The sequence below is a fragment of the Sphingomonas zeae genome, assembly GCF_014197135.1.
Classification (GTDB): Bacteria; Pseudomonadota; Alphaproteobacteria; order Sphingomonadales; family Sphingomonadaceae; genus Sphingomonas; species Sphingomonas zeae.
Map to the genome: position 1 here is coordinate 399,707 of NZ_JACIFA010000001.1, position 22,635 is coordinate 422,341.

The following is a 22,635-nucleotide window of genomic DNA, read 5'->3' on the forward strand; positions in this document are numbered from 1 at the left end:
GAGGGGAGATTGACGTGGGCGTGAACATCATCCTGCTGGGACCGCCGGGTGCGGGCAAGGGAACCCAGGCGCAGCGGCTGGTGGCCAATCGCGGCATGGTGCAGCTGTCGACCGGCGACATGCTGCGCGCGGCGGTCAAGGCGGGCACGCCCGTCGGGCTCCAGGCCAAGGCGGTGATGGACGCGGGCGAGCTGGTGTCGGACGCCATCGTCTCGGCGCTGATCGGCGAGCGGCTGGATCAGGCCGAGGCAGAAGGTGGTGCGATCTTCGACGGCTACCCCCGCACCGAGGCGCAGGCCGAGGCGCTCGACGTACTGCTCGCCGAGCGTGGTAAGTCGCTGGATCACGTCATCGAGCTGGCGGTCGATGAGGATGCGCTGGTCGAGCGGATCACCGGCCGCTTCACCTGCGCGTCGTGCGGTACCGGCTATCACGACGGTTTCAAACCGACCCGGGTCGAGGGCGTGTGCGACGTATGCGGCTCGACCGAGTTCAAGCGGCGGCCGGACGATAATGCGGAAACGGTGCGCACCCGTATGGCCGAGTATCGCGCGAAGACCGCACCGATCCTGCCGATCTACGAAGCGCGCGGCATCGTGACGCGAGTCGACGGCATGGCCTCCATGGATGCAGTGGGCATGGCGATCGACGCGATCCTCGATCGCTGATCCTGCTTTACGAATGGAAAGAGGGGCGTTTCCGAAAGGGAGCGCCCTTTTTTTACGTCACTCGGCTTGCGATGGGTCCTAAAACCCCTCCTCCCGCCAGGGGGGAGGGGTTTGGGGAGGGGGCTTAGCCACGGGCGTAGTTCCCGTAAGACTCCTGGCCCCCCCATCCCCTCCCGCCTGCGGGAGGGGAGCAGCGAGCGGCGACGTTTGTATCCGTCACAGGCCTGCTGATGCCGCACTAACCTTCGCTCAGGCCGAATGGAGGGCGAGGGTGGTTCAATCGGATGCGGTGTTGGGCTAGATCAGCGCCATGACCGCGCTGATCGCCGACTATTATCGCCACCTCACGGTCGACCTGCGCCGCTCCGATCATACGGTGCGCGCCTATGTCGCTACGGCGGAGCGACTTTATGGCTTTCTGTCCGGGCATTGGGGTGAGGCGATCGATGGCGCGGCGCTGGCCCGCGTGACCGCCGCCGACCTGCGCGCCTTCCTCGCCGCGCGTCGGGGGCAGGGGCTCACCGCCGCCTCCACCGCGCGCGAATTGTCGGCGGTGCGGACCTTCCTCCACTGGGCCGGGGTCGAGCCGCCGCCGCTCAAAGGCCCCCGCCGCAAGCGCAGCCTGCCACGTCCGCAATCCCCCGCCGACATCATGGCGCTGGGCGAAGACATTGCCGAGAATGCCGCCGAGCCGTGGATCGCGGCGCGCGACTGGGCGGTGCTGCTGCTGCTCTATGGCGCGGGGTTGCGCATCGGTGAAGCGATGGCGCTGCCCGCCGATATCCTGCCGCTAGGAGAGACGATCCGGGTCTTGGGCAAGCGCGGCAAGACGCGGATGGTGCCGCTGCTTCCCGAACTGCGCGCCGCGATTGAGGATTATGCCCGCCAAAGCCCCTATCCGCTCATTCCGAACGAGCCACTGTTCCGCGGGGCGAAGGGCGGACCGCTCTCGCCCGCGATCATCCGCCGCTCGGTGCAGGCGGCGCGGGAGCGGCTGGGGCTGGGCGGGCGGACGACGCCCCATGCGCTGCGGCACAGCTTCGCCACCCATTTGCTGGGGCGGGGGGCGGATTTACGTCAGCTTCAGGAACTGCTCGGCCATGCGAGCCTGAGTTCGACGCAAATCTACACGGCAGTCGATGCCGCGCACCTGCTTGACATCTATCGCACCGCGCATCCCCGCGCCTAGCGTTCCCCGCGCGGTTTCCAGGTGAAGACCCGCCAGAGATAGCCGCCGATCATCAGCACGGTCATCGCGATTGCGGCGGGGCCGACATAGCGGTTGATCGCCTCGAAATTGGCGCCCAACCACAGGCCCGCATAAGCCAGGATCGCGTTCCAGATCGTGCTGCCTGCAAAGGTCCAGAGCAGGAATCTGGCCAGCGGCATCCGCGTGATCCCGGCGGGCAGCGAGATCATCGTGCGAAAGGCGGGCATGAAGCGGAAGACGAACACCACCCATCCGCCATGCCGTACGAAGAACAGGTGCAGCCGCTCGACATCACGCCACTCCATGGTCAGCCAGCGGCCATGTTTGTCGACAAAGGGGCGGAATCGCTCATAGCCGATATAGCGGCCGACCGCATACCAGGCGTAATTGCCGATCGTCGTGCCCGCCGTGCCCCACAGGATCAACGGAACCATCGCCATGTCCCCACGCGCGACCGCCATGCCGCCCAGGCCCATAATGACCTCGGACGGGATGGGCGGCAGGATATTCTCCAGCGCCATCAGCAGGAAAATCCCGAAATAGCCGCCCCAGGCGATGAGGTTGAGGATGAAATCGGTCATGGATGCAGGGATGTACCGATGAGGGGCGGGGCGGTTCCCCCTGGGATGGATTGAGGTTCGAGTGAAAGGTCCACCCATTCCTCCCCTTCCAGGCGAGGAATGGGTGGACGTCGATCCGCCTCGGCAAGAGACCGAGTCGCTCGATAGCGCTACTTGACGACGGGGGCAGCTTGCGCGAACCCGACGGCATGGCCGACACCCCGCAAAAGTCACCTGAAACGTCGCCCGAAAAATCGGAGGCGAAGGATACGTTGCGCTTCTTCCTGAAGCTGGCGCTATTCGTCTTCATCCTGCGCAGCCTGATCGTGACGTCCTTCGTCATCCCGTCGGAATCGATGCTGCCGCGCCTCTTGATCGGCGACTATCTGTTCGTGACCAAGTGGAACTACGGCTATTCGCGCTGGTCCTTTCCCTTCGGTCTGCCGCTATTGCCCGGCCGTATCCTGGGTCGCGACCCGGCGCGCGGCGACGTGGTGGTGTTCCGCTCGCCGGAGCCCGACGATCATGACGTCATCAAGCGGGTAATCGGCCTGCCGGGCGATACCATCCAGGTGACGAACGGCCAGATCATCCTGAACGGTCGTCCAGTGCCGAAGCAGCGGATCGCCGACTTCATCCTGCCGCTGACCCCGAATTTCGGTGCCGACAAGTGCGGCCCCTTCCTCGACACGATCGCGGGCAAGCCGGTCTGCCGCTATACTCAGTTTCGGGAGACGCTGCCCGACGGCAAGAGCTACAATGTGCTCGACCAGGGCAATTTCCCCGAGGCGGACGACACGGGCGTTTACCGAGTGCCGGCCGACCATGTATTCCTGATGGGCGACAATCGCGATGACTCGGCGGATAGTCGCTTCGCACCGCCGCGCGGCATGGGACTGATCCCGATGAATCGGCTTGAGGGGCGCGCCGCCGTGACCTTCTTCTCGACCGACGGCTCGGCCGAGTGGATCAAGCCCTGGACCTGGGTGTCGGCCGCGCGCTGGAATAGGATCGGAGAAGGGTTTTGAGCGCGCTCGATGACTGGCTGGCCGGTATCCTGGGCCGTGCGCCGAACGACACCGCCCCCTTCCACCGCGCGCTGACCCATGGCAGCCAGGCGGCCGAGAATTACGAGCGGCTGGAGTTTCTGGGCGACCGGGTGCTCGGCCTCATCATGGCGGAATGGCTGTGGGAGCAATTCCCCGCCGAGCCCGAGGGGCAGCTGTCGCGCCGTCTCAATACGCTGGTGACGGGCGCCGTCTGCGCCGATGTCGCGCGCGACCTGGGGGTGCGCGAGCATCTGCGGCTGGGCAAGCAGGCGCGCGACGACGGGGCCTCGGACAGCGACAATGTGCTGGGCGACGTGATGGAGGCGCTGATCGGGGCTTGGTATCGCGAGGCGGGGCTGGAGGCGGCGCGCGCCTTCATTCACAAGGCCTGGGGCGACCGGGTGCATTCGCAGGGGAAGGCACCGCAGCATCCCAAGTCTGCGCTTCAGGAATGGGCCGCCGCGCACAACCGTAAGGCGCCGGAATATGTGGTGACCGATCGCTCGGGTCCGCACCATGCGCCGCGCTTCACCGTGACGGTGCGGGTCGGTCGCACGGCGGAGGCGAGTGCGTCGGGGGCCAATAAGCAGGAAGCCGAGACGGCCGCGGCGAAAGCATTGTTGGCGAAGTTGAAGGCTTGAGCGGGTAGGCGAGGTCGAAGGCCACGCCCCGACCTCGCCCGGAAACCGAATTACTTGCCCTTGGCGGCCGCCGCCTGCTTCTTGGCCTGCACCTTCGCCCGGTGATGGCCGATCGCACAGCCTGCCGCCGCGCCGAGCACGGCATGGCCCTTGCCGACGAAATGCCCGCCGACGCCGCCCACGGCCGCGCCCTTCAGGCAACCCTTGGCCGAGGCGGGGCCGGCGACGGTCAGCAGCGCGGCGGCCGACAGGGCGGTGAGAAGGGTCTTCATGGCATCTCTCCTTGCGTCTCAAATCGTGGCCGGAAAAATGCGCGTGGGGCGGTGGCCGTTCCGTGATGCGACCATTACATTCCGTCCATGTGGGCTGGCCGTTGCGGGAAGGGGGCCGAACCTGTACCGCTGGCGGCCATGACTGAACAACGTTGCGGCCTCGTCGCCGTCGTCGGCGCGCCCAATGCCGGCAAATCCACCCTCGTCAACGCGCTGGTCGGCCAGAAGGTCGCGATCGTCAGCCCCAAGGCACAGACGACCCGCGCCAAGCTGCTCGGGGTCGCGATCGAGGGGGATGCCCAGATCCTGCTGGTCGACACCCCCGGCATCTTCGAGCCCAAGCGCCGCCTGGACCGCGCGATGGTCGCCGCCGCCTGGGAAGGCGCGGAGGGCGCCGACATCCTGGCGCTGGTCGTCGACGGCAAGGGCGGCATCGGCCCCAAGATCCACGCCATCGCCCAATCGATCGCGCATCGGCCCGAGCCGAAGCACCTGATCCTCAACAAGGTCGACATCGCCGACAAGGCGCGGCTGTTGACCCATGCCGAAAAGCTGAACGAGGTCGTCCAGTTCGACGAAACCTGGTTCATCTCGGCCCAGACCGGCGACGGCCTGTCCCAGTTGAAGACCCGGCTGGCCTCGCTGATGCCCGAGGGGCCGTGGCATTACCCGGAAGACCAGGTATCCGACGCCACCGAGCGCGCGCTGGCCGCCGAGGTGACGCGCGAGCAGATCTATCTCCAGCTCCACGCCGAACTGCCCTATGCCAGCACGGTCGAGACCGAGGCGTATAAGGAACGCGAGGACGGATCGGTCGAGATCCACCAGCAGATCCTGGTCGAACGCCCGACCCAGCGCGCCATCGTGCTGGGCAAGAACGGTGTGCGGATCAAGGAAATCGGTGCGCGCGCGCGGGCGCAGCTGTCCGAACTGCTGGGCCAGAAGGTGCATCTGTACCTGCATGTGAAGGTCAAGCCGGGCTGGGACGAGGATCGCTCGGTGTACAAGGATATCGGGTTGGATTGGGTGGATTGATTTTTCGGGGGTGGGGCTCGGTGAGACACCTTGGCCCTCCCCCATCCCCTCCCGCTTGCGGGAGGGGCGTGCCCAGCCCTAACGGACATGCGCTTCTGTAAACGATGATCGTGTTGTTTATGCTGAAGATGGGCCAAGCAGCGCCCCCCTCCCGCAGGCGGGAGGGGATGGGGGAGGGCAGGGGACTAGGCCACACCCTCACCAAGCTGCCCCAAGGCCCACTCCACCGCCTCCACCACCACCGGATCATCATCCCCCAGCAACCCCCGCAACACCGGCACCAGCTCCGCCGCTCCGCTATTTCCCGCCGCGATCGCCGCATTGCGCACCATCCGGTTGCGCCCGATCCGCTTGATCGGAGAGCCCGAAAACACCTGTCGAAACCCGGCATCATCCAGTGACAGCAAATCCCCCAGCTCCGGCGCGGTCAGTTCGGCGCGGGGATGGAAGGCCATGTTCGCCTGCGCGGCAGCCGCGAACTTGTTCCAGGGGCATACCGCCAGGCAATCGTCACAGCCATAGATGCGGTTGCCCATCGCCGCCCGGAACTCTTCCGGGATCGGTCCGGCATGTTCGATCGTGAGGTACGAGATACAGCGCCGCGCGTCGAGCTGATACGGCGCGGGGAACGCATCCGTCGGGCAGGCCCGCTGGCACGCATCGCAGCGCCCGCAGGTGTCGCGCGCCACCGCGTCGGGCTCCAGCGCCAGCGTGGTGTAGATCGCCCCCAGGAACAGCCAGCTGCCATGCTCGCGGCTGACCAGATTGGTGTGCTTGCCCTGCCAGCCCAGCCCCGCCGCCTCGGCCAGCGGCTTTTCCATCACCGGCGCGGTATCGACGAAGACCTTGAGGTCGCAAGCCCCCTCCTGCGCCAGCCAGCGACCCAGCGCCTTCAACTGGCGCTTCACGACACCGTGATAATCCGCGCCCTGCGCATAGACCGAGATGCGGCCGATCCGCCCTTGATCCGCCAGCCGCATCGGGTCTTCGGCCGGGGCATAGCTGACGCCCAGCGAAATGATGCTCCTGACCTCGGGCCACAGACTGGCGGGGCTTTGTCGCTGATGCGCGCGGTCCGCCATCCAGATCATCGATCCGTGCCGCCCCTCGGCCAGCCATTGGTGCAGCCGCTCGACCGTCTTGGGCGCGGCATCGGCATGGGTGATGCCGACCGCCGCGAAGCCCAGCTCGGCCGCCTTCGCCTTGATCCGGGTTTCCAGCTTGTCTTGCGCCACATACGCCCGCTACCACAGGCGATCAGGGAGGGACAATCGCGTGGACAATCAGTGGGCGGTCAGCGCCTCGGGCCTCGCCAAACGCTTCGGTGACCGACGGGTCGTCGATGGCGTCGACATCGCGGTGCCGACGGGCGCGGTGTACGGCGTGCTCGGCCCCAATGGTGCGGGCAAGACGACGACGCTGCGGATGCTGCTGGGCATCATCGAACCCGATGAGGGGCAGCGTAGCCTGCTGGGCCATGCCCATCCGCGCGATGCCAGCGATCTGGTCGGCTATCTGCCCGAGGAGCGCGGCCTGTATCCGGCCATGAAGGCGCGCGAGGCCATCGCCTTCATGGGGGCGCTGCGCGGGCTTGACTGGCGGGTCGGCCGCACGCGTGCGGTCGAGTTGCTGGAGCAGGCCGGGCTGGGTCATGCCGCCGACACCAAGATCCGCAAATTGTCCAAGGGTATGGCGCAGCTCGTCCAGCTGCTCGGCTCGGTCGTGCACCGGCCGAAGCTGCTGGTGCTGGACGAGCCCTTTTCCGGCCTCGACCCGGTCAACCAGGAACGGCTGGAGGCGCTGATCCTGGGAGAGCGGGACCGGGGCGCGACGATCCTGTTCTCCACCCATGTCATGGCCCATGCCGAGCGGCTGTGCGATCGGCTCGCGATCATCGCGGGCGGGCGTCGTCGGTTCGAGGGGACGGTGGACGAGGCGCGCGGGACCTTGACCGCACGCGTCCGCTATCGCCCGCGCGATCCGGACCGGGTGACGCCCGAACTTCTGCCCGCCGGTGCGGCGCGCGACGGCGCGGACTGGCGTTTTCCGCTGCCGGATGGCGGGATCGAGCCGATGCTGGGGCGGTTGCTCGCGGCAGGTGCGGGCATCCTCAATCTGTCGATCGAGCGCCCCAGCCTTCACGAAGCCTTTGTCCGGATCGTCGGCGAATCCGTAGAGGAGAAAGCGGCATGAGCCCGACCCGCCGGTTGATCCGTCAGACCATGACCATCGCGCGGCGTGATTTCGTCGCGACCGTCTTCACCCCCATTTTCCTGCTGTTCCTGTTCGCGCCGCTCATCATGGTGGCGTTCAGCACCATCGGCGCGTTGGGCGCGGCGCAGGCGGCGGACCATGGCACCGACCGGGTGCGTATCGTTGCGATCGTGCCCGAGACGGCGGCCAAGGCCTTTGCCGCCGCCGATCGCCAGTCGCGCGCCATCTTCCGCCGCGACGAGGAGCCGCCCGAACTGGTCACGCTGACCCCGACGCGCGATCCGGCGGCCCAGGCGCGCGCCGCATTCGAGTCGCCCGACTATGACGCGGCCGCCGTGCTGTACGGGCCGCTCGACCGGCCGACGATCCTCTATGGTGCGCGGGGCACGCGGGCGGCGGACTATCTGGCGGTGCTGGCGAGCGGCGCGCTGTCGGCCGAGCGGCTGGGCGGCGAACTCCCCCAGGTTACGCCGCGGAAGCTGCCCTTCTCGCGCCAGCGTGCGACGCTGGGCGGACAGAACCAGACGGCGTTCCTGGCGGTGTTCGGTGTCTTCTTCCTGACCCTGTTCCTGGCGGGGCAGGTGGTCGGCACCATGGCCGAGGAACGCTCGAACAAGGTGATCGAGGTGCTCGCCGCTGCGGTGCCGCTGGAGGCGGTGTTCCTCGGCAAGCTGCTCGGCATGTTCGGCGTCGCGGTGCTGTTCATCGGTTTTTGGGGCACCGTGCTGGGCCAGGTGACGAGCGTGCTGCCGCCCGCCTTTGCCGGGATGGTCGGCGAGCTGTCGCCTGCGGTCGGCCTGCCGATGTTCACCGTCTTGTTCGTCACCTATTTCACCATGGCCTATCTGCTGCTCGGATCGGTATTCCTGACGATCGGGGCGCAAGCCTCGACCATGCGCGAAATCCAGATGCTCTCGCTGCCCATCACCATCGTCCAGGTCGGCATGTTCACCCTGACGCTGAGTGGGCTGTCGCGGCCCGACGGCTGGCTGGCGCTGGTCGCGGAGGTGTTTCCGCTGTCCTCGCCCTTCGCCATGGCGGGGGTGGCGGCGGCGCGCGATACGCTGTGGCCCCATGCGGTGGCGTTAGCCTGGCAGGCGCTGTGGGTGGCCCTGTTCGTGACGCTGGGCGCGCGGCTGTTCCGGCGCGGCGTGCTGCAATCGGGAAGCACGCGGCCCTTCTGGCGGCGCAAGGGTGTGTGAGGCGCTTTCCCTCCCCTGACAGGGAAGGATGGCCCAAGACTTGTCAGCGCGGGCGCTCCCCCTATCTTGGGTTGATGACCGCTTCGTCTTCCGATCGCCGCGCGTTTCTATCGCTGATGGGGCTCGGGGTTCTGGGCCTGTCCGCCTGTGGTCATGAGGCCGAGGCGGCGGAGCGCTTTCCGGTCGCGATGAGCGATGCCGCGTGGAAGCAGAAGCTGGGTCCGGCAGCCTATAACGTCCTGCGGCGCGAAGGGACCGAGCGACCCTATAGCAGTCCGCTCAATGACGAGCACCGCAGCGGCATCTTCGCCTGCAAGGGGTGCGCACAGCCGCTATTCTCGTCCAGAACCAAGTTCGACAGCGGCACCGGCTGGCCAAGTTTCTGGGCCTCGCTGCCCCGTGCGGTGGCAACGGAGTCCGACCGGTCGCTGCTGATGGAACGGGTCGAAGTCCATTGCAGCCGCTGCGGCGGGCATCTGGGTCATGTCTTTGATGACGGGCCGAAGCCGACGGGCAAGCGATATTGCATGAACGGCGTGGCGATGACGTTTCGGGCGGGGTAAGGTTTAGACCACCAATAGCCGTTCACGCTGAGCGAAGTCGAAGCGGATGTTCCGCGTGATGGGCTGGGCTTCCCCGATCCCGGTCGATGCAGGCCGGGATTAATCCAAGACTTACTGGATCGGGGCGGCGAAGGTCAGGATGCCGCTGACCCGGCCGCTGTCGCGCGAGGCGATCTGGGTCACGGGCAGGTCGGCGACGCCGCTCTTGTGGCCCGAATAGATGAAGCCCTTGGTCGGATAGGCCGAGGTGCCCAGGCCGCCATTGGGGCCGTACCAGACCTTGACCATCGACCAGTCGTTGTTCGGCGAGACGTCGACGGCGCGGACGTCGCGCTCGATGCCGCCGCGGCGCGACCAGTTGGCGTGGGTGAGCAGGACTTCGCGGTCGCTGACGACCTTGCTGACCATCGCGACATGGCCGACGCGCATCCGGTGGGTGGCTTCAAAGGCAAGGACGGCGCCTTCCTGCGGCGCGTGGCCCCGGTCGTAGCGACCCTGCGCCTGGCTCCACCAGGTGTTGGCGTTACCGTGGAGGTCGATGCCCGAGATTTCGCGGGCATAGGGTGCGCACTGCCAGAACTGCGCGGCAGCGGGGGTGGCCATCATCAGGCCGCACGTTGCCATCAGCGCGAATCGCACTGCGAATACCTTGAACTTCACTGGACCCCCCGGTCGGAATGTCGGTGTGAGTTTCGATTAACCGGGGCCAAACGTGTTGGAAAGCGCCGCCGGAACCATATCGGGTGAACGGTGTTTCGGCGGCGATGACCTGAACAAACCGCGGCGAAACGAAAATTTCGTTCCTCGTTTCGCCGCTCAGAGCACTCGGCTTATCGCCCGAGCAGGCGATCGACCGTGACCTGCGTCACCGAATGATAGCCCGGACGCGCCTTGTCATAGATTCGCTTGGCCAGCGACTTGCCCCATTTGCCCTGTCCCTGAAGCTGCTGGAACAGCGGCGCGACGAACTTGCGGCGGCCCTGCGAGGTCAGGAACTGCTCGGTCGAAGCCTCGGCGGGCGGATAGCGGTTGGAGAGCGCCAGACGCAGCCAGGCGAAACGGATTTCGCTGTTGCCTGTCTCGTTCCAATGGAACCGGCCATCAAGTGCGGCCAAGCGTTCGGCCGACAGCTGGCGGGGCAACTGGTCGAGGAAGCGGACATATTCCTGCGTCGTGACCTTATCGGGCACCGCCGCGACGGGACCACCGGCCGCGAACGCCTTGGCCGCCGCGTCGATCGCGGGGAAGGCATCCGAGCGGACATGGACCGCGTTGGCGGGAATGCCCGGCTGATAGACCCATTGGTCGACGCCGATCTTCGCATCCTCGCCGGGCTTCAGCAGATTCTTGCGCAGATCGGCCAGAAAGCCCGCGCTGGTCTGCGGCTGGAAGGCATGACGGTCGAAATAGCCGCGCAGATAAGCGTCCCAGCGCGCCCGGCCGACCACCGACTCGATGGTACGCAGGAAGGTCGCGCCCTTGTCATAGGCGATCTGGGTCATGCCGTCGTCGGGATCGCGCTTGGCATCCAGATCGAGGTGCAGCTTGGTGTCGGGCGACTGCGGGCCACCCGCTTCCTTCACCGCATTCTGCATGTCGGTCCAGGCCAGGTCGGCCTCCATGGCGGCGCGGCGCTTGCCGTACATGGCTTCCATGATCCGGTTCTCGAAATAGCTGGTAAAGCCTTCGTTGAGCCAGAAATCGTCCCAGGTCGCGTTGGTGACGAGGTTGCCCGACCAGCTATGTGCCAGTTCGTGCGCGATCAGGCTGACCAGGCTGCGGTCGCCCGCCAGCACGGTCGGCGTCGCGAAGGTCAGCATGGGGTTCTCCATGCCGCCGAAGGGGAAGCTGGGCGGCAGGACCAGCACATCGTAGCGACCCCAGCGATAGGGACCGTACAGCCCCTCGGCCGCGGTCACGAACTTGTCGAGCCCGGCAAACTCCCAGGCCGATTTGTCGAGCATGGCGGGCTCGGTCCAGATGCCGGTATGGGCGCTCAAGGGCTTGAACTTCAGGTCGCCGATGGCCAGCGCGATCAGATAGGGGGCGACCGGCTTGTCCATGCGATAGCTGGCGGTGTGACGGCCGTCGTTGCAGGGCGTCTCGCCGATGCGCTCGCCGCTCATCACGACGGTGAGTGCGCAGGGGGCGTTGACCGTGGCGTCCCAGGTCTGGCGGATACCGGGCGAATCCTGGGTCGGAATCCAGCTTCGGTTGAGGATCGCCTCGCCCTGGCTGAACAGATAGGGTTGTTTCTTGCCCGCCGTCTGCTCGGGCGACAGCCACTGCAGCGCCTTGGCACCCGGCGCGGAGGCATAGGCGATCCGGACCGTGCGATTGCCATTCAGCGTGATGGCTAGCGGCGCGCCGTGAACCTTGTCGGCGGTGCCGATCGTATAGGGCAGGGGGCGATTCTGCGCGTCGGTCACAGTGACGATGCGCAGGCCATTGTCGTCTACGACCAGTTGCTTGGCGTCGGGCTTGGCATCGACCAACAGGGTCGCGATCCCGCGCATCACATGCGTGTTGAAATCGGCATAGAGGTTGAGCGAGACATGCGTGACCCGCGCTTCGAGCGGGCGGGCGTGGCTATGTACGTCACGCGCATCGGGGCTGGTCAGGACCGGCGCGACGGCTGGCGTGGGAGCAGAGGACGGGGCGGCGAGCAGCATCGCCAGGGCGGCCAGGGACATGGGCACTCCGAATGGGACAGGAGCATTGCACCATAGCCGGATCGCGCGCGAATGGGAGGGCTCTGGACGCCTGAGCCTCGCATGACCAATTTGGGGTCATGGATGAAATGACGCTAGCGGTGGTCGGGATCGATTTTCCCAACGAGGACAGGGCGCGGAGCAACCGGCGGTTCGAACTGCTCGCCTCGGCGGTGGGCGATCCGGTGAGCTTGCGGCCCGAACCGCGCAATCGGCATGATCCCCGAGCCATCGCGGTATTCAGCGCGCGCAACGTGCAGGTCGGCTATCTCTCGGCCGAGCGGGCGCCGCTGGTCGGCGCGCGGCTGCGGCGCGGCGAGCCGGTGCAGGCGGTGTTCCAAGGGATCAGGGGCTCGGTCGCCTATATCCGGGTACGCTTCGGCGGCGGTGCGCCGACTGTACCGCGCATGGCGGAACCTCTGGCTGAGCGGGACGCGGATGATTTCCATCCCGATCCTGACGGCCCCGACTGGGGAGCCTGACGCCAGCCTATTTATGGGGCAACAAAAAAGGGAGCCGAAATCCGGCTCCCTTTCTGTCCGCCTGAGCGGTGATGGTCCGGACGAGGTTGCCCCCGCCCGCGACGATCAGTTGCTGTCCGAGTCGTCGTCCTTGACGACGGCGACAACACCGATGGCCACGACGCCAGCGGCGATCAGAGCAGCCAGGATGCCACCGCCGGCCAGCTTGTTGCCCTTGGCGGTCGGGGCCGACGCGCGAACCGACTTCGAAACCGACAGGCTGGCAGCCGGGTTGGTCGGAGCAGCGGCGACCGGAGCGGCAACCAGAGCGGTGGCGGCGACAGCAGACAGGAACTTCATCATACTCATTCTCCCATGGCGAACGACCGCCAATACGCGGTGGTGTTCATCGTCCCGATAGCGCAAAAGCATAGCGGCGTAAATTTGTTCCCGCACTGCATCATTTTTTAGACAAAAGCGTGGAACAAATGTCGCAGTCGCTCTGACAGGCTCCATTGTTTCTACGGCTCAATGACTGAAAGCTATCTCGATCAGCGGCGGATCATCGCCGTTGCGAGCCCTGCAAAAATCAGCGCGCCGCCCCCCGCCCGCTGCGCCCAGGCCTGAGCCCGTGGCGATCTCAGCAGACCGCCCGCGCTTGATGCTGCCCAAGCATAACAGGAATCGGTCAGCGCCAAGGTGAGCACGAACGTCACCACCAGAATGCCGGCCTGGGGCCAATAGGCGCGATGCGGATCGATGAACTGCGGCGCGAAGGCGGCGAGGAACAGGATCGTCTTCGGATGGAAGGTGCCGACGCCCAGATTGCCCAGAAACGCCGCGCGTGGCGAGATCATGCGCGGGCGGATCGCCACGGCGTCGGCATGGCGTGCCCGCCACAGCCCCAAGGTCCCGACCGCGATGAGATAGGCCGCGCCCGCCCATTTGAGCAGTGCGAACAGAAAGGTCGAAGCCGCCAGGACCGCGCCCATACCCAGCAGGCTGGCGGTCGAGGCGGCCAGATTGCCGATCATCAGCCCGCCGACCGAAGCAAAGGCGGTCCGCCGCCCCGATCCGATCGCATAGCCCAGGATCGCCGCGACGCCGGGACCGGGGATCAGCCCGATAACCAGGGTCGCCGCGATGAAGGCGAGCCACAGGTCGGGGCGCATCAGCGCCCGCCGTCGCGCCGGGTCAGCGCCGCGACGCAACTCGCCCGGTCGATCGAGCTGCCATCGGGCTCCCGCGCATCCAGATAGGTCACGCGCGGCTCGGCCCCGTCCTTGGGATAGAGATAGGCGTCGAGGACGCAGAAGCGGCCCTGGAATTGCAGCTTGCGTGCGGTGCCTTCGCGGACATCGGCGTCTGGCGTGCCGAACAGCTTGGTCAGCCCGTCGGCGTCCTGGCCGATCACCCGCTCCAGTCCGACACTGGTATAGGGTACCGGGACCGGCGCCATGCCGCCGCGAACGGGGGCGGCCGTCTGCGGCACCGTACAGCCTGCCAGCACGATGAAGGGGAGCAAAGCCAGCGCAGGGGTACGGATCACGCCTGTCGTCTCCTGTGAAAGAAATGGGTCGCCATGCTCGCCCCCAGGACGGGGGCCAGCAGATTGAGCCCCGGAACCACGAACAGGGCGGCGGCGGCAAGCCCCAACAGGAAGCGTCCAGGCCCGGTCGCCTTGCGCCAGCGACGCATGGCGGCGCGGTCCATATGCCGCGCCGCGACCATATCGCCCAGGTCGCGCGACAACAGCCAGGCATTGACCAGCAGGAATGCCGCCGCCGTGCCCACGCCCGTCACGAGCAGCACGACATAGACGGGCAGGAGGATCAGGTTGATCGCGATGACCCTTGTGGCCGAGCCCAGACCCATGGCCATCCCGCGCCCGATGGGCACGGGGCGGGCGCTCGCCAGCGCCTGAGGGTAATGACGCGCTTCCACCGCCGCGACGATATCGTCGGCGAACACCCCCACGACCGCGATCGCGACGGCGCGGAAGGCCAGCCATAGCGCAAGGACCTCGATCACCACGGTCAGTGCCGCCGACCAGGTGCCCGCCTGTGCCCCGGTCCACTGGGCCAGCGCCGCGCGGACACTCCACCACAGCACGACGCCCGCCGCCGCGAAGATCGCGAAGGTGACCGCCAGCGAGTGGATCAGAACCCGGCGGATCGCCGGATCGCCCAATTGGCCAAGCGACAGGAAAAAGGCACGGATCATGGGGCAGGGATGACGCGGGGCCAGCCGCAAAGTCAATCCACGGGGGCCGGGCGCGGCGACCTGGCGGGGCGGGCCGCTTGCGTAGGGGTAGCGCCCTGACTAGGGCGGCGGCATTACCCGCTTTTTTCCCGGAGTCCGTTTCTTGACCAACCCCACTTACGACGTGGTGGCGATCGGCAATGCGATCGTCGACATCCTCGCTTCGGCCGAGGATGATTTCATCGCCGAAAACGGCATGACCAAGGGTGCGATGCAGCTCGTCTTCTCACCCGAGGAGGCCGATGCGCTTTACGCCAAGATGGGGCCGGGCCGCGAGATTTCGGGCGGCTCGGCCGCCAACACGTTGGCGGGCATGGCCGCACTCGGCGGCAAGACCGCGTTCATTGGCCAGGTCGCCGACGATCAGCTGGGCCAGGTGTTCAGCCACGACATCCGCGCGGCGGGCGTTCGCTTCGACACGCCTGCCCGCCCCGGCCAGCCGACCACCGCGCGCTGCATGATCTTCGTCAGCCCCGATGGCCAGCGGACGATGAACACCTTCCTCGGCGCCTCGCACTATCTGCCCGCCGAGGCGCTCGACCGCGCGCTCATCGCCGATGCGGCCTATCTGTATATCGAGGGCTATCTCTGGGATCCCGAAGAGCCGCGCGCCGCGATGCGCGCCGCGATCGAGGTCGCGCGTGAGGCTGGCCGCAAGATCGCCTTCACCGCCTCGGCCGAATTCGTGATCGACCGCCACCGCGCCGATTTCCACGCGTTGATCGACGGCGGCATGGTCGACGTGATCTTCGCCAACGAGGCCGAGATCGTCGCCCTTACCGAGGCGGCGGATGTCGAGGCCGCAATCGCCTCGCTGAAGGACAAGGTCGAGACGCTGGTCGTCACGCTTTCCGAAAAGGGCGCGCTGGCGCAGCGTGGTGACGAGCGGGTGACGGTGCCTGCGCATCCGGTCGACAAGGTCATCGACACCACGGGGGCGGGCGATCTGTTCGCCGCGGGCTTCCTCTATGGCCAGACGAATGGCCAGGACCTCAAGGCTTCGCTGACGCTGGGCGCGGCTTGCGCTGCCGAGATCATCAGCCATTTCGGTGCGCGGCCGCAGGTCGACCTGAAGATGCTGGCCGCCAGCCTGTAAGGTTGTTTCTCCCCGGCTCCGGTCGGGGAGAATGGCCCCAACGAAAAGGGCCGGAGGATCGCTCCTCCGGCCCTTTTTCATGTATGTAGGAGCCCGATCAGCGATCGATCGGCTTGGCGACTTCCGGCTGCATCGCAGGGTCGTCGACCACGTCGATGATACCGCGCCCGACATGGCTGCGCTTGCGGCTGTAGAGGAAGTAGATCGCCAGGCCCACCGCGCCCCAGCCCGGCAGGACGAGGATCGCGACCAGCGGCAGCGAGAAGTACAGATAGGCGCAACCGATCATCGCGGCGGGCGCGACGATGAACACGGCGGGCGTGCGGAACGGGCGCTTGCGGGTCGGGTCAGTGCGACGCAGCACCATCACCGACAGCGCCACCATGAAGAAGGCGAACAGCGTGCCCGAGTTGGAATAGTCCGCCAGCTTGCCGACCGGCAGGAAGGCCGAGGCGATGGTCGCCGCAATGCCGGTCACGATCGTCACGACATGCGGCGTGCGATAGCGCGGATGCACCGAGGCCAGCTTTTCGGGCAGCAGGCCGTCGCGCGCCATGGTGAAGAACACGCGGGTCTGGCCGAACATCATCATCAGCACGACCGAGGGCAGCGCCAGCGTGGCGGCCAGGCCGATCAGGTTGCCGATCTTTTCCCAGCCGATCGTGCGCAGCACATGCGCCAGCGCCTCACGCGAGCAGGACAGCGGCTCGGCCACACCGCTGGCGACGATCGCCTTGCACTGCGCGGCCAGTTCCGACGTGCCCGGCGACAGCACGACACCGGCGGCGTCGCGCACCGGCTGCGCGCCCAGCGGCGAGCCGATCGCACCCGCCGACACCAGCAGGTAGAAGACGGTGCAGAACAGCAGCGAGGCGATCAGGCCGATCGGCACGTTGCGTTGCGGGTTCTTGGTCTCCTCGGCGGCGGTCGACACCGCGTCGAAGCCGACATAGGCGAAGAAGATCGACGCGGCGGCCCCTGCCACGCCGGTCAGGCCGGTGGGCATGAAGGGTTCGAAATGCGCGCCATTCATCACCGGCACTGACAGTGCGATGAACAGGGTGAGGGCAGCGACCTTGATCGCGACCAGGATGGCGTTGACACGCGCGCTTTCGGTCGTGCCGACGACCAGCAGCCATGTGACGAGCAGCGAGATGACGACGGCGGGCAGGTTGATGTAGCCGCCCGAGGAGGGGCCGTTGACCCATTCCATCGGTATGTCGATGCCGAGCAGATTACGAATTTGCCCGACGACATAACCCGACCAGCCAACCGCGACGGCGGATGCGCCGACCGCATATTCCAGGATCAGCGCCCAGCCGACCATCCAGGCGAGCAACTCGCCCATGACCGCATAGGTATAGGTATAGGCCGACCCCGCGACCGGGACCATCGAGGCCAGCTCGGAATAGCACAGCGCGGCCACGGCGCAGACGAAGCCCGCCAGCACGAACGACAGCATCATGCCCGGCCCCGCCTTCTGCGCGGCTTCGGAGGTGAGAACGAAGATGCCCGTGCCGATGACGGCGCCGATACCCAGCATGGTGAGCTGGAACGCGCCTAGCGATCGTTGCAGCCCCTTCTTCTCGGCGGTCGCCAAAATGGCGTCCAGAGGCTTAACGCGCCCGAAAATCATGAATGTCCAATCCCCCCGAGGGAAGGGCGGCCCGACATGGGACGCGCCCGGCGTTTGGTGAATGGTCCGGGAAGTTAGCTGCAATTTTATTACGCGCAATCCCTAAGGTGCGCTGGATGCGGTCGGGAGCGGTTTTAAAGCCCCTCTCCTGGCAGGGGCAAACAGGATTGTCGTCCGGTGGCGCGGTAAGCCCCTCCCGTAAACGGGAGGGGTTTGGGGAGGGCATGGGGTCTCACAGAGACCATGGCCCATGGCTTTCCCTCCCCCATCCCAGTTTCAGGTAAACGATGCCCCGCATCGTTTAGGCCATGCCGGGGGCATGACCGACCTGAAACTCGTTTACGGGAGGGGCGTGCCAGGTGGCTCGGTCAGCGTGTCAGCATCGGGCCGAGCGGCTTGCCCGCCAGGATGTGCACATGGAGATGCGGCACTTCCTGCCCGGCATCCGGCCCGATATTCGCCAGCAGCCGGTATCCCGGCTCGACCGCGCCCGCCTCGCGCGCGACATGGCCGACAGCGCGGACGAACCCCGCAATCTCCGCCTCGCTCGCCCGCGCCGAAAAATCGTCCCACGACACATAAGAGCCGCGCGGGATCACCAGGATATGGGTTGGCGCGTGCGGGGCGATGTCGTGAAAGGCGATCGCCCATTCATCTTCATACACACGGCTGGACGGGATTTCGTCGCGCAGGATCTTGGCGAAGATATTCTGGTCGTCATAGGGAAGGGTGGCGTCGATCGGCATCGTCGATACTCTCCGGTTAAATCAGCGCGGCCGCGCGGCCTTTTCCTCATGCCCCGACACGCCCTCGCGGCGGGCCAGTTCGGCACGGACCTCGTCCAGCGTATGGCCGGTATCGGCCAAGAGCACGATCAGGTGGAACATCAGGTCGGCCGCCTCGGACACGATCTTGTCCGGTTGCGCCATGGCGGCGATGACGGTCTCGACCGCTTCCTCGCCCAGCTTCTGCGCGATCTTGGGCCGCCCCTTGGCGAACAGGCTGGCGGCATAGGAGGTGGCGGCGTCGCCCGCATCCCGGCGCGCGCGGATCGTGGTTTCGAGGCGGTCGAACATGTCCATGGCGGCGTGGGTGGCGCGGGCGGGGCCGCGCGTCAATCCTTGCGATTGCGGCGGCGCATCAGGTGACGGAGCAGCCAGATCGCGGCAATCGCAAAGACGAACAGGCCGATGTCGGACCATTCGGGGTGGCTGCGCGGCTGGGGCGGACCGTTGTGCGCGGTGGCGGTGGTCAGGATGGCGAGCGGCATGGCGGCGTTTTAGCAGCGTGTCGGGCGGTGGTCATCCGGGGGATTTTGGTTCACGCGAAGGCGCGAGGACGCGAAGATTTTTGGTTCGCGCGGAGACGCGGAGGCGCGGAGGCTCTGGTTTTTCGGCGGGCGGTGGCCTGCATTTCGAGGCGGGTGAGTGTCTGCCGATCGACAGGGCGGATTGAGAGGCCTCTCAACCCCCGTTCAGCCTGAGCGAAGTCGAAGGCCAAGGGATAACCGCGCCGCTGGGCAGAGCACCAAGCGTACGCTTCGACTTCGCTCAGCGTGAACAGGGGGAGGGAATAGGTGGCGAGCGGAAGACATGCTCCAGCGCCGTGGAAAGCCCATCGCCAACCCTGTAACCAGACTCTCCGCGCCTCCGCGCGAACCAAAAATCTTCGCGGCTCCGCAGCTTCGCGCGAAAATCAGTGCGCCCGAACCGGCACTCCCGCCGCGGCGAGCGCCCGATGCGCATCGGCGATCGACGCATCGCCGAAGTGGAAGATTGACGCCGCCAGCACCGCCGAGGCGTGGCCGTCGCGCACCCCCGCGACCAGATCGTCCAGCCCCCCGACGCCGCCTGATGCCACCACCGGCACGCTGGTCCGGTCGGCGATGGTGCGGATCAGGTCGAGGTCGTATCCGCCGCGCGTCCCGTCCCGGTCCATCGAAGTGACGAGCAATTCTCCCGCGCCCAGCTCGGCCAACCGCAGCGCATGTTCGACCGCATCGATGCCGGTCGCGCGCCGCCCACCATGGGTGAACACCTCCCAGCCGTCGGCCGTCCGCCGCGCGTCCACGCTGGCGACGCAGCACTGGCTGCCGAATCGCTCGGCGATGTCGGAGACGACTTCCGGCCGGCTGACGGCGGCGGAGTTGACCGCGACCTTGTCGGCACCCGCCAGCAGCAGCGCGCGCGCATCCTCCGCCGTACGCACGCCGCCGCCGACGGTCAGCGGCATGAAGCATACCGCCGCCGTTCGCCGCACCACGTCCAGGATCGTGCCGCGCGCCTCATGGCTGGCGGTGATGTCGAGAAAGCAGAGTTCATCCGCCCCGGCCGCGTCATAGGCGCGTGCCTGTTCGACCGGATCGCCCGCATCGATCAGGTCGACGAAGTTGACGCCCTTGACCACCCGGCCATTGGCGACGTCGAGGCAGGGGATGACGCGCGCGCGGACGGTCATGCGGCCGCCGCCACCGACAGCGCCGCCGCCAGATCGAGCCGCCCGTCATAGAGCGCGCGGCCGGTGATGACGCCTTCGACCCCGTCCTGATGATGGAGCGCCAGCATATGGATGTCGCCGATCCCGGCGACTCCGCCGCTGGCGATGACCGGAATCCGCACCGCCCGCGCCAGATCGACCGTCGCGGGCACGTTGCACCCTTTCAGCATCCCGTCGCGGCCGACATCGGTGAACAGCAGCGCCGCGACGCCAGCATCCTCGAATCGGCGGGCCAGCTCCTCGACAGACACGGTCGACACATCGGCCCAGCCGCGCGTCGCGACCATGCCGTCCTTGGCATCGACCGCGACGACGATACCGCCCGGATAGGCCTTGGCCATATCGCGCACGAAGTCGGGATTCTCCAGCGCCGCTGTGCCGATCACCACGCGCGACACGCCCAGGTCGAACCAGCGCTCGACATTCTGCGGGTTACGGATGCCACCGCCCAGCTGGACATGGCCGGGAAAGGCCTTGACGATCGCCTGCACCGCTTCGCCATTGACCGACTCGCCCGCAAAGGCGCCGTCCAGATCGACGACATGGAGATGCTGCGCGCCCGCCTCGGCGAAGAGCATCGCCTGATGCGTGGGATCGTCGCCATAAACGGTGGCGCGGTCCATATCGCCCTCGGCCAGGCGGACGACCTGGCCGCCCTTCAGATCGATGGCGGGGAAGACGATCAGGCTCACGGGTGCCACTCCAGGAAACGGGTGAGGAAGGAGAGGCCATAACGCTGGCTCTTCTCAGGGTGGAATTGCGCACCGACCACCGTGTCGCGGCCGATCGCGGCGGTGACGGGGCCGGCATGGTCGGTCGTCGCCAGCACATGCTCGCCGGTAAAGGCGTAGCTGTGCAGGAAATAGGCTTCGCCCGGCACGATCAGCGGATGGTCGCGTGTCGGGCGGACATCGTTCCAGCCCATATGCGGAACCTTGGCAGCCGGATCACTTGGGATGAGTCGCGTCACGCGGCCGGGAATCCAGCCTAAGCCCCGATGCTCGCCCATCTCATCGCTGGCGTCAGCGAGCAGCTGCATACCCACGCAAATGCCCAAAAAGGGCCGCGCGCGGGTGAGGGCGGCGTCGCGCAGCGCTTCCTCCAGCCCATCGACCTTGCGCAGATTCGCCGCGCACGCGCCGAACGCACCGACACCCGGCAACACGATGCGGTCGGCCTTGGCGATCACGTCCGGGTCGGCGGTGATGACCACATCGCTCGCCCCCGCCGCGCGCAGGGCATTGTCGACCGAGTGGAGATTGCCCGATTCGATATCGATCAGCGCCAGCGTCACAACATGCCCTTGGTCGAAGGGATGGCGTCCGCCTTGCGCGGGTCGATCTCGACCGCCATCCGCAGCGCGCGGGCGAGCCCCTTGAAGATGCTCTCGGCGATGTGATGGTTGTTGTGGCCGTGCAGCAGCTCAACGTGGAGCGTGATGCCCGCCTCCTGCGCGAAGCTGTGGAACCAGTGCTCGATCATCTCGGTCTGGAGCGTGCCGAGCATCGGATTGGTGAACGGCACCTTCCATACCAGCCAGGGGCGCCCCGAAATGTCGAGCGCGGTGCGGGTCAGCACCTCGTCCATCGGCGACAGCGCCTCGCCGTAACGGCGGATGCCGCGCTTGTCGCCCAGTGCCTTGGCAAAGGCCTGTCCGATCGCCAGCGCGCTGTCCTCGGTCGTGTGGTGGCCGTCGATATGCAGGTCGCCCTCGACCTTGACCGATAGATCGATCAGCGAATGGCGCGACAGCTGGTCGAGCATATGATCGAGAAAGCCGATGCCGGTGGCGTTCTGATAGACGCCGGTGCCGTCGAGATTGACGGTGACGTCGATGACGGTTTCCGCGGTGGCGCGGTGGACGGTGGCGGTGCGCATGGCCTTCCCATAAACACCTATCCGTCCCATGCAATCTTGACCCGCGATCAAAGGCCGTTAGTCCATGGCGCATGACCGAAGGATTGCCCGACAGCCTCATCCCCTATGACGATATCGTGCAGGAGGCCCTGCGCGCCGTGGTGGGGCGTGTGCTCGGCCCGGTGGCGGAGACGGGGCACCTGCCCGGCACGCACCATTTCTACATCACGTTCAAGACGCAGGCGCCGGGTGTCGACATCCCGCAGCGGCTGGTCGAGCGATTCCCGGACGAGATGACCATCGTCCTGCAGAATCGCTTCTGGGACCTGACGGTGGACGAGAATCGCTTCTCGGTCGGCCTCAGCTTCAACCAAGTGCCGTCGAAGCTGGTGATTCCCTATTCGGCGATCACCCGCTTCCAGGACCCCGAGGTCCAGTTCGAGCTGGGCTTCCACGTCGCCGACGATCCCCAGAGCGATCCTGACCCGCACGGCTCAGCCGAAAATGACCAACCGGTGGCGAAGCCGGTCGAGGACGGCAGCAACGTCGTCGCGGTGGACTTCAAGCGGAAGAAGTAAGGGGGCGCTAATTCCTCCCCTGTAAGGGGAGGTGGCAGGGCGCAGCCCTGACGGAGGGGGGCTTCCACACAGGATATTCCTTGCGGCACGCCCCCTCCACCACCGCTTCGCGGTGGTCCCCCTC

General features: G+C 66.7%; 28 protein-coding genes. 11 read left to right on the plus strand and 17 right to left on the minus strand.

Features of this window, described 5'->3' with window-relative positions:
* Positions 1-20 precede the first annotated feature (20 nt).
* The gene (locus GGR45_RS01910; RefSeq protein WP_175314172.1) at positions 21-668 is read left to right on the plus strand and encodes an adenylate kinase; all 648 of its coding nucleotides are present in this window, start codon (positions 21-23) and stop codon (positions 666-668) included.
* A 310-nt stretch (positions 669-978) separates the two neighbouring features.
* Positions 979-1,857, plus strand: a complete 879-nt coding sequence (locus GGR45_RS01915; protein WP_175313842.1) for a tyrosine recombinase XerC — start codon at positions 979-981, stop codon at positions 1,855-1,857.
* On the opposite strand, the gene GGR45_RS01920 is transcribed toward GGR45_RS01915, so the two are convergent.
* Positions 1,854-2,459: a DedA family protein gene (locus tag GGR45_RS01920; protein WP_175313844.1), complete on the minus strand. Its 606-nt coding sequence runs from the start codon at positions 2,457-2,459 to the stop codon at positions 1,854-1,856. The two genes, GGR45_RS01915 and GGR45_RS01920, sit on opposite strands and share 4 nt — an antisense overlap.
* 188 nt (positions 2,460-2,647) lie before the next feature.
* On the opposite strand from GGR45_RS01920, the gene lepB reads away from it, so the two are divergent.
* Together lepB and rnc are read left to right on the plus strand one after the other, a co-directional pair.
* The gene (gene lepB / locus GGR45_RS01925; protein WP_175314174.1) at positions 2,648-3,466 is read left to right on the plus strand and encodes a signal peptidase I; all 819 of its coding nucleotides are present in this window, start codon (positions 2,648-2,650) and stop codon (positions 3,464-3,466) included.
* Positions 3,463-4,128, plus strand: coding sequence for a ribonuclease III (gene rnc, locus GGR45_RS01930; protein WP_175313846.1), 666 nt, complete (start codon positions 3,463-3,465; stop codon positions 4,126-4,128). Before lepB ends, rnc begins: the two co-directional genes overlap by 4 nt.
* Before the next feature lie 50 nt (positions 4,129-4,178).
* Here rnc and GGR45_RS01935 read toward each other — a convergent pair whose 3' ends face one another.
* The gene (locus GGR45_RS01935; RefSeq protein ID WP_175313848.1) at positions 4,179-4,400 is read right to left on the minus strand and encodes a hypothetical protein; all 222 of its coding nucleotides are present in this window, start codon (positions 4,398-4,400) and stop codon (positions 4,179-4,181) included.
* A 138-nt stretch (positions 4,401-4,538) separates the two neighbouring features.
* Between GGR45_RS01935 and era the strand changes: the two genes are divergently transcribed.
* Positions 4,539-5,435, plus strand: a complete 897-nt coding sequence (gene era / locus GGR45_RS01940) for a GTPase Era (protein WP_175313850.1) — start codon at positions 4,539-4,541, stop codon at positions 5,433-5,435.
* 185 nt (positions 5,436-5,620) lie between these two features.
* On the opposite strand, the gene queG is transcribed toward era, so the two are convergent.
* Entirely contained in the window at positions 5,621-6,670 is a 1,050-nt protein-coding gene (gene queG / locus GGR45_RS01945) for a tRNA epoxyqueuosine(34) reductase QueG (protein WP_175313852.1), read from the minus strand.
* A gap of 40 nt (positions 6,671-6,710) precedes the next feature.
* Between queG and GGR45_RS01950 the strand changes: the two genes are divergently transcribed.
* The 3 genes from GGR45_RS01950 (at position 6,711) to msrB (ending at position 9,414) form a co-directional block, all read left to right on the plus strand.
* Complete coding sequence (locus tag GGR45_RS01950; protein WP_175313859.1) at positions 6,711-7,628, plus strand: ABC transporter ATP-binding protein; 918 nt, start codon at positions 6,711-6,713, stop codon at positions 7,626-7,628.
* Positions 7,625-8,851, plus strand: coding sequence for an ABC transporter permease (locus tag GGR45_RS01955; RefSeq protein WP_175313862.1), 1,227 nt, complete (start codon positions 7,625-7,627; stop codon positions 8,849-8,851). Before GGR45_RS01950 ends, GGR45_RS01955 begins: the two co-directional genes overlap by 4 nt.
* Before the next feature lie 74 nt (positions 8,852-8,925).
* On the plus strand, positions 8,926-9,414 hold the full coding sequence (gene msrB, locus GGR45_RS01960; RefSeq protein WP_175313863.1) for a peptide-methionine (R)-S-oxide reductase MsrB: 489 nt from the start codon (positions 8,926-8,928) through the stop codon (positions 9,412-9,414).
* A 111-nt stretch (positions 9,415-9,525) separates the two neighbouring features.
* Here the strand turns inward: msrB and GGR45_RS01965 are convergent, their stop codons facing one another.
* On the minus strand, positions 9,526-10,038 hold the full coding sequence (locus GGR45_RS01965; RefSeq protein ID WP_175314176.1) for a CHAP domain-containing protein: 513 nt from the start codon (positions 10,036-10,038) through the stop codon (positions 9,526-9,528).
* A gap of 206 nt (positions 10,039-10,244) precedes the next feature.
* Complete coding sequence (locus GGR45_RS01970; protein ID WP_175313866.1) at positions 10,245-12,107, minus strand: M1 family metallopeptidase; 1,863 nt, start codon at positions 12,105-12,107, stop codon at positions 10,245-10,247.
* A 98-nt stretch (positions 12,108-12,205) separates the two neighbouring features.
* On the opposite strand from GGR45_RS01970, the gene GGR45_RS01975 reads away from it, so the two are divergent.
* A complete protein-coding gene (locus GGR45_RS01975; RefSeq protein ID WP_175313868.1) occupies positions 12,206-12,607 on the plus strand; it encodes an HIRAN domain-containing protein in 402 nt (133 codons plus the stop codon).
* Between the two features lie 105 nt (positions 12,608-12,712).
* Here the strand turns inward: GGR45_RS01975 and GGR45_RS01980 are convergent, their stop codons facing one another.
* The 4 genes from GGR45_RS01980 to GGR45_RS01995 form a co-directional block, all read right to left on the minus strand.
* The gene (locus GGR45_RS01980) at positions 12,713-12,949 is read right to left on the minus strand and encodes a hypothetical protein (protein WP_175313869.1); all 237 of its coding nucleotides are present in this window, start codon (positions 12,947-12,949) and stop codon (positions 12,713-12,715) included.
* A gap of 188 nt (positions 12,950-13,137) precedes the next feature.
* Positions 13,138-13,758 carry a LysE family translocator gene (locus GGR45_RS01985; protein ID WP_175313871.1) on the minus strand — a complete coding sequence of 207 codons (621 nt, stop codon included), beginning with the start codon at positions 13,756-13,758 and terminating at the stop codon, positions 13,138-13,140.
* Positions 13,758-14,135 carry a hypothetical protein gene (locus GGR45_RS01990; protein ID WP_415640768.1) on the minus strand — a complete coding sequence of 126 codons (378 nt, stop codon included), beginning with the start codon at positions 14,133-14,135 and terminating at the stop codon, positions 13,758-13,760. The genes GGR45_RS01985 and GGR45_RS01990 overlap by 1 nt, the downstream gene beginning before the upstream one ends.
* Positions 14,132-14,809: an EI24 domain-containing protein gene (locus tag GGR45_RS01995; RefSeq protein ID WP_175313873.1), complete on the minus strand. Its 678-nt coding sequence runs from the start codon at positions 14,807-14,809 to the stop codon at positions 14,132-14,134. The genes GGR45_RS01990 and GGR45_RS01995 overlap by 4 nt, the downstream gene beginning before the upstream one ends.
* A gap of 142 nt (positions 14,810-14,951) precedes the next feature.
* Between GGR45_RS01995 and GGR45_RS02000 the strand changes: the two genes are divergently transcribed.
* On the plus strand, positions 14,952-15,944 hold the full coding sequence (locus GGR45_RS02000) for an adenosine kinase (RefSeq protein ID WP_175313880.1): 993 nt from the start codon (positions 14,952-14,954) through the stop codon (positions 15,942-15,944).
* 97 nt (positions 15,945-16,041) lie between these two features.
* Here GGR45_RS02000 and GGR45_RS02005 read toward each other — a convergent pair whose 3' ends face one another.
* From GGR45_RS02005 to hisB, 8 genes are all read right to left on the minus strand, one after another.
* Positions 16,042-17,580 carry an amino acid permease gene (locus tag GGR45_RS02005; protein ID WP_175313881.1) on the minus strand — a complete coding sequence of 513 codons (1,539 nt, stop codon included), beginning with the start codon at positions 17,578-17,580 and terminating at the stop codon, positions 16,042-16,044.
* Positions 17,581-17,948: 368 nt separating this feature from the next.
* The gene (locus tag GGR45_RS02010; protein ID WP_175313883.1) at positions 17,949-18,326 is read right to left on the minus strand and encodes a histidine triad nucleotide-binding protein; all 378 of its coding nucleotides are present in this window, start codon (positions 18,324-18,326) and stop codon (positions 17,949-17,951) included.
* A gap of 21 nt (positions 18,327-18,347) precedes the next feature.
* Positions 18,348-18,662, minus strand: coding sequence for a phosphoribosyl-ATP diphosphatase (locus tag GGR45_RS02015; RefSeq protein WP_175314180.1), 315 nt, complete (start codon positions 18,660-18,662; stop codon positions 18,348-18,350).
* Positions 18,663-18,694: 32 nt separating this feature from the next.
* Positions 18,695-18,850, minus strand: a complete 156-nt coding sequence (locus GGR45_RS02020; protein WP_175313884.1) for a hypothetical protein — start codon at positions 18,848-18,850, stop codon at positions 18,695-18,697.
* A 425-nt stretch (positions 18,851-19,275) separates the two neighbouring features.
* Entirely contained in the window at positions 19,276-20,037 is a 762-nt protein-coding gene (hisF, locus tag GGR45_RS02025; RefSeq protein ID WP_175313885.1) for an imidazole glycerol phosphate synthase subunit HisF, read from the minus strand.
* Positions 20,034-20,768, minus strand: coding sequence for a 1-(5-phosphoribosyl)-5-[(5-phosphoribosylamino)methylideneamino]imidazole-4-carboxamide isomerase (gene hisA / locus GGR45_RS02030; RefSeq protein ID WP_175313886.1), 735 nt, complete (start codon positions 20,766-20,768; stop codon positions 20,034-20,036). Before hisA ends, hisF begins: the two co-directional genes overlap by 4 nt.
* The gene (hisH, locus tag GGR45_RS02035) at positions 20,765-21,370 is read right to left on the minus strand and encodes an imidazole glycerol phosphate synthase subunit HisH (protein ID WP_175313887.1); all 606 of its coding nucleotides are present in this window, start codon (positions 21,368-21,370) and stop codon (positions 20,765-20,767) included. Before hisH ends, hisA begins: the two co-directional genes overlap by 4 nt.
* Positions 21,367-21,954, minus strand: coding sequence for an imidazoleglycerol-phosphate dehydratase HisB (hisB, locus tag GGR45_RS02040; RefSeq protein WP_175313888.1), 588 nt, complete (start codon positions 21,952-21,954; stop codon positions 21,367-21,369). The genes hisH and hisB overlap by 4 nt, the downstream gene beginning before the upstream one ends.
* Before the next feature lie 71 nt (positions 21,955-22,025).
* On the opposite strand from hisB, the gene GGR45_RS02045 reads away from it, so the two are divergent.
* Positions 22,026-22,511, plus strand: a complete 486-nt coding sequence (locus GGR45_RS02045) for an SspB family protein (RefSeq protein WP_175313889.1) — start codon at positions 22,026-22,028, stop codon at positions 22,509-22,511.
* Positions 22,512-22,635: the final 124 nt, after the last annotated feature.